Here is a 6,189-nt window from a genome sequence, read left to right on the forward strand (position 1 = left end):
GCGATTAATCAGAGTTTCCTTAGGTTTAGAATTGTAATGAGGGGCGGATCATACATATCAACGTATGGCTTGGGGATGTATGGCGCATTAATTTCGCCCCAGCTCAATGCCTTCGAATGCCGATGTTCACTTGTGCATTCATAACATTCAATAACCACACTCTCCGCTGTCGTATTAAGGGAAAACGCCAAAGAGAGAAATATGAACACGCTTCTTATTAATTTCATCAATCCACTCATGTTCGCTAGTAACCATTCCCTATCACTCTGATCCCAGTGATATAATGAGCCTTCGATGGCCTGTGGTGTTCAGGCTTTAGAAAAATACATCTTGGCCGGGCATCTGTACACCATAGGAGACCCTCTTTTACATTTGTTACAATAGGTACTCTATTTTTCATCCATTTTCGAATGCGCTGAGCTTTCCGCTATTGCAAACGGTTGGCAAAGCGCTCTACCGCGTCTACCACCTGTTTGGCGCCTTCCTGAATTTCCACAATCACGGCGCCCGCCTGGTTCGCCAGATCCAGGCCCTGTTCGGCCTCCTCCCGGGAACTGAACATCTGGCGCTTGACCTCATCTGAGAGCGTCTGGTTTTTCTCGACGACGCTCACAATTTCTTCTGTGGCGTTGCTGGTGCGAGCCGCCAACTGCCGTACCTCGTCGGCCACCACGGCAAACCCACGCCCCTGCTCTCCGGCCCTGGCGGCCTCAATAGCGGCGTTCAACGCCAACAGGTTGGTCTGCTCCGCAATGCCGCCGATGGTTTGCACGATGGCGTTGATTTGCAGGGACTGTTCACCCAGCGCCTCAATGCTTTGAGTCGCCGCCTGCATTTGTGCGGCTATCTTCTGCATGGTTTCAACGGTCTTCTTGACGACGGTAGTGCCTCTTTGGGCGCTCACATCGGTCTCCTGTGAAACGTCATAGGCAACGCTTGCGCCCTCTCGGACCTGGGCTTCCCGCGCCACCTCGTCAGTGACCACATTGGCAAATTTCACGACTTTTGAAAGGTTGCCCTCGGCGTCGTAAACCGGATTGTAGGTGGCTTCAAGCCACACCTCAGAGCCACGACTATCGATCCGCTTAAAGCGATCCGCGACGTACTGTCCGCTATTAAGCTTTTCCCAGAATGCAACGTATTCGGGCGAGCCGGCCTCCTCCGGGGTACAGAATATCCGGTGGTGCTGACCAACGATTTGCTCAAGCCGGTAGCCCATGGCCTGCAGAAATTGCTGGTTTGCGGTGATAATGATGCCATCCAGATTGAACTGAATGACAGCGGTCGAGCGAATCAGCGCATCAATGAAAGCCTCGCTTTCTTTTGTGCCCTCCACGGACTTGGTGACATCGCGGGCATAGCCCTGCACATAGGCGAGCGTGCCGTCCTCCCCTCGTACCGGAAACCATTGAACGTTCAGCCAGACCAAAGGGCCACCATCGCCCCGCAAGTAACGGTAGTCATCACTGACGGGCTCGAACCTGGCAACGGCCTGATTAAAGTTACGGAAACAGGCCAGCTTTGGCACATAGGGTGGCACAATCTCCGACATCGGCCGCCCCAGCAGCTGATCTTTCCGGTAGCCGAGCGCATCGGCAAAGCCCTGGTTTACGGCCGAGATGCAGAAGTCCGCATCCAGCGTGATGGACAGCATGCCCCGGTCCATCTGCTCGGTCAGTTGCCGCAGCATTGCCAACTCTGCGCGCTGCGCTTCGAATTCCTGTTTCAGGCGGCGATTGAACATCAGGGAGCTCCATTTGACGGTAGTCCCACGCTATCGGCACGCCAGCGCAGCTCTTGAGTCCATAAGCAAGGGTTATGGTTTGGACTCGCCGCTTCCCGGATGCAGACAATACGGCCAGACAATCGCCATAGGCTGAACACAATAGGCTTATTTCTTGACCACCCATAATCCAATGGATTACACTAAAGCCATGCAGACCATCGTAGAACTCCCTGAATTTATCAAGCGAGCATCTAACCTCCTCAAGGATGAGGAAAAGGCAAGTATTATCAATTACTTAGCTTTTCATCCGCAGGGCGGGGATATTATGCAAGGCACTGGAGGAATCAGGAAGCTTCGCTGGTCTGCGCAAGGTAAAGGTAAAAGTGGTGGAGTAAGGGTTATCTATTACTACCATAATGGAAGTGTGCCGCTATTCCTTTTGACAGTTTTTGGCAAGGGTGAGAAAGCGAATATCTCAAAGTCTGAACGTAATGAATTGAGCAAGCTGACTGACCTGTTGCTTAAGCGATATGGTGGTTAATATGAGTAGCGCATTTGCAAGCATAAAGCAGGGTCTGGATGAGGCCCTTGAATATTCCAAGGGGAAGATCGAAAAAGCTGTAGTGCATGAATTTGGGCCTGTAGAAGTCAAACAGGTTCGAGCCAAGCTTGGAATGTCCCAGAATGAATTCGCTTCCGCTTTCGGTATCAGCGTCAGCACGCTGCGTCACTGGGAACGTGGCGACCGCGCGCCACACGGCCCCGCGCTTGTCCTGCTGAATGTGGTATCGAAAGAGCCGAAAGCTGTACTGAAGGCACTTAGTGCTTGATTTCTCAATACTGTAAATTCAGAGGGATTTATGCCAGAACGGAAAAGAATAGCGCTTCTTATTGACTGCGATAATGTCAGCCATAATTCAATAGACGGAGTACTGGAAGAGCTCGCAAAACATGGGATTGTTAACGTCCGTCATGCACATGGCGATTGGAAAAGTCCCTCTTTGTCTGGCTGGATAGATAAGCTTCACCCTCATGCCATTCGACCCATGCAGCAGTTCGCTTATACAAAAGGTAAAAATGCCACCGACGCAGCAATGATCATTGACTCGATGGATCTACTTTACAGTAATACCGTCGATGCATTTGCTTTGATGACTAGCGATAGCGATTTTACGCCCCTTGTACTTAGGCTTTTGGAAAGTGGACTGACCGTTTACGGGTTTGGTGAAAGCAAAACCCCCAAGCCATTCGTCGATGCGTGCTCGACGTTCATCTACACAGAAAACCTCGTTGTTGAAGCGGAGGAAGAGTCAGAAGTACCTCAACGTTCAGCAAAGAGGAGTAGAAATGAACTCAGGCAGGACACCGCCTTGGTAAGGCTGCTAAGGACCGCGGTGGAGCAAACATCTGAGGATGATGGCTGGGCACACATGAGCAAAGTCGCCCACTACATATCAAACAACAGCTCATTCTCTTCAATTAACTATGGCTACAAGAAGTTGGGAGATTTAATTAGAGCAACTGAGCTATTTCATGTGGAAATGAGAAAGGCTGGAACAGCCATGTTTATTAAAGACGCTCGCCAGTAATTTTTAAAGCTAAAAGGGAGCTTTACCGCTCCGCGTTTTGGGATCTCTACGTTGTCCATTCCGGCGCGCCCTTGTACAATACTTGTACGAACTCCGCTCTATTAGAAAGGTACTAGTCCAATGCGTCATTGATGCCGCCGTCCTCAAGACGGCCAGTCTCCACCAGCCCCCAGTCGCCGGGGGAGTTCTTGGCATCCATGGAATATCGCATGACTACAACCTATCTCACACTGAAAGGTGTCTCCCAGGTTCTGCCGGATGGCAGAGCGCTATTCGCCGATCTTAATGAAACCTTCGATATGCAGCCGACGGGGCTGGTAGGCCGCAATGGCGTCGGCAAAACGGTCCTGGCGCGCATTCTGGCGGGGCAACTGCAGCCAAGCGCCGGAGACTGCCTGCGCTCCGGCCTGGTGCATTACCTGGCCCAACAAGTAACCTGCCCGGAGGGCGCCACCGTCGGTGACCTGGCGGGCGTTCAGCCTGCGCTGGATGCGCTGGCGCGCATTGAGTTGGGCAGTACGGCACCGGAGGATTTCGATGCCGTGGGCGAGCGTTGGGACATTCGCCAGCGACTGCGCCATGAACTTGAGCGCGGTGGCCTTGGCCACCTTGAGGCAACCGCCCCTGCCCGTCTACTCAGCGGTGGGGAGACCATGCGCGTCGCCCTGATTGGCGCCCTGCTCTCGGACGCCGACTTTCTGATTCTCGATGAACCCAGCAACCACCTCGACCGACCAAACCGACAGGCCTTGATCGAACATCTCAAGCGCTGGCCGGGTGGCTTGATCGTGGTCAGCCACGACCGGCAACTGCTGGACGCCATGGAGCACATCGTCGAACTGACCCCGCAGGGACTGCACCGCTACGGAGGCAACTACACCTTCTATGCCGAACGCAGGGCCGAGGAGCGACAGAACGCCCTGGATCAGCTTAATCAGCGCAAGCTCGAACGCCAGCGCGAGGAGCGGGCAATGCGCCAGCAGCGGGAACGTCAGGAACGTCGACGGGCCCGCGGCAATCAACAGGGCAAGGAGTCCAATCAGGCCAAAATTCTTCTGGACCGCCAGAAGGAGCGCAGCGAACACTGGACAGGCGCCTTACACCAGAAGCACGCCACTGCTCGAGCCGAGCTGAACCAACAGGTGCGCGAAGCAGCGCAACAGATCAATCATGAAGCCGAGATCACCCTGCATGCCATACCCATTTGGCAGGCACCAAAACGTCGGGTGGCGGAACTGGAGGCCGTGGAGCTGCCCTTTGTTGAGGGCCCTACGCGCACTATCAGCCTGACCCTGAGTGGGCAGCAGCGCATCGGCGTGGTCGGCCCGAACGGCTGTGGGAAGTCGACTCTGCTCCGCGTGCTCGCAGCCCAGCTCGCGCCCTTGTCGGGCACCTGCAAGGTGACGCCGCACTGCGCCTATCTTGATCAGCGGCTGGGCAACCTTGACCCTGAGAAAACGGTGCTCGAGCAGTTACAACTGGCGAACCGCACCACCCCCGAAGGGGACTTACGGATGCGGCTGGCACAACTGGGACTGGACGCACCCAAAGTCGAGATGCCGAGTAGAAGGCTCAGCGGAGGCGAGCGCCTGAAAGGATCACTGGCGTGTATCCTCTATGCCGACCCGCCCCCGGAGCTGCTGCTATTGGATGAACCGAACAACCATCTCGACCTGCCTTCCACAGAGGCGCTGGAGACTATGTTGCGCCACTACCCGGGGGCGTTGCTCGTGGTATCGCATGACGACCGATTTCTGAATAACCTCGGATTGACGGGTCGGCTGGTAGCTACCAAAAAAGGTTGGAATTTGGAGCCATTCTGACAATTGGGCTGTCGATTCTGTCGTGGTTCAACCGACCAGTTGAACAGAAGCAGCGAGGTTCGGGCTCCAACCCCCCGGATTTTCTGCTTTACTTCAGCAACGGCCCCTGTGATGGGCTCACTGTTCAACTTTTGGAGGATTAATATGCCAGCCAACACCGGCACCGTACGACTGCACCGCGTCCTGCGCGCTCCCACCGAGCGGGTGTATAAGGCCTTTACCAGTAAAGACGGCCTGGAATATTGGATCGCGCCCTACGGTTTTACCGGCAAAGTCCATGAAATAGACGCCAAGGTGGGTGGCGGCTACCGCATGTCATTTACCAACTTTGGCACTGGTAGCAGCCACTCGTTTACCGTCGAATATGTGGAGCTGGTGCCCAATGAGCGCATCCGGCATACCGACCGCTTTGATGATGAGAACCTGCCCGGGGAGATGATGGTGACCGTCGACCTGAAAGCGGTCTCTTGCGGCACCGAGATTCACATTGTTCAGGAGGGCATCCCCTCGGTGATTCCGGAGGAGATGTGCTATCTGGGGTGGCAGGAATCGCTGGAACAGCTGGCCAAGCTGGTGGAACCGGAGATTCCCGATAACGGTTGATGGAGTGACCGGCGCACGCTGCCAGACCGCTGAGGGCCTGCGCCGGCACATCCAAAAACAGGTATGGGACAATCCCAGCAGCGGTGCCGTAGCGGCCAACGCAGCTCTTGAATCCATAAGCGCAAACTCCTTCCTCTCTCAAGGACTATTGCCGCTCAATACGTATACGCTGTGCGTCATCGACCCTGACCTCTATCGGTTGCTCGTTTTTGATCTGGTCCTTCAGTCGGTCAAAGAGACCGGGATGCTCATCGGTATGAAACCGGGTAGTCACGTAAGCGGGCATCGGGAATCCGTCGGTAAACTTTAACGTAACAAAACGATATCGGGTTCTCACACTATCGAACTCGCCATCCATCCGTTGACGATGCTCAAAATCGGACGCTCTATACACCGGCACACCGGTTAACGTATTACCTGGACGAACCGTCGATGGCAGCGGGTAGGT

At 54.6% G+C, this 6,189-nt stretch carries 6 protein-coding genes and 1 pseudogene; 5 read left to right on the plus strand and 2 right to left on the minus strand.

Annotated elements, in window-relative coordinates; genetic code table 11:
• Positions 1–502: 502 nt before the first annotated feature.
• Positions 503–1,744: pseudogene (locus tag B3187_RS10145) on the minus strand (methyl-accepting chemotaxis protein); the annotation flags it as partial.
• Positions 1,745–1,934: 190 nt separating this feature from the next.
• Here B3187_RS10145 and B3187_RS10150 point away from each other — a divergent pair.
• The 5 genes from B3187_RS10150 (at position 1,935) to B3187_RS10170 (ending at position 5,741) form a co-directional block, all read left to right on the plus strand.
• Entirely contained in the window at positions 1,935–2,267 is a 333-nt protein-coding gene (locus tag B3187_RS10150; RefSeq protein ID WP_286806215.1) for a type II toxin-antitoxin system RelE/ParE family toxin, read from the plus strand.
• Position 2,268: 1 nt separating this feature from the next.
• The gene (gene nadS / locus B3187_RS10155) at positions 2,269–2,556 is read left to right on the plus strand and encodes a NadS family protein (RefSeq protein WP_286806216.1); all 288 of its coding nucleotides are present in this window, start codon (positions 2,269–2,271) and stop codon (positions 2,554–2,556) included.
• 30 nt (positions 2,557–2,586) lie between these two features.
• Positions 2,587–3,315, plus strand: coding sequence for an NYN domain-containing protein (locus B3187_RS10160; protein ID WP_286806217.1), 729 nt, complete (start codon positions 2,587–2,589; stop codon positions 3,313–3,315).
• A gap of 209 nt (positions 3,316–3,524) precedes the next feature.
• Entirely contained in the window at positions 3,525–5,138 is a 1,614-nt protein-coding gene (locus B3187_RS10165) for an ABC-F family ATP-binding cassette domain-containing protein (protein ID WP_286806218.1), read from the plus strand.
• A 144-nt stretch (positions 5,139–5,282) separates the two neighbouring features.
• Positions 5,283–5,741 carry an SRPBCC family protein gene (locus B3187_RS10170; protein WP_286806221.1) on the plus strand — a complete coding sequence of 153 codons (459 nt, stop codon included), beginning with the start codon at positions 5,283–5,285 and terminating at the stop codon, positions 5,739–5,741.
• A 145-nt stretch (positions 5,742–5,886) separates the two neighbouring features.
• Here the strand turns inward: B3187_RS10170 and B3187_RS10175 are convergent.
• On the minus strand, positions 5,887–6,189 hold a 303-nt coding region (locus tag B3187_RS10175; RefSeq protein ID WP_286806223.1), incomplete at its 5' end, for a hypothetical protein.

The sequence above is a fragment of the Marinimicrobium sp. UBA4209 genome (assembly GCF_002381585.1).
GTDB classification, from domain to species: domain Bacteria; phylum Pseudomonadota; class Gammaproteobacteria; order Pseudomonadales; family Cellvibrionaceae; genus Marinimicrobium; species Marinimicrobium koreense.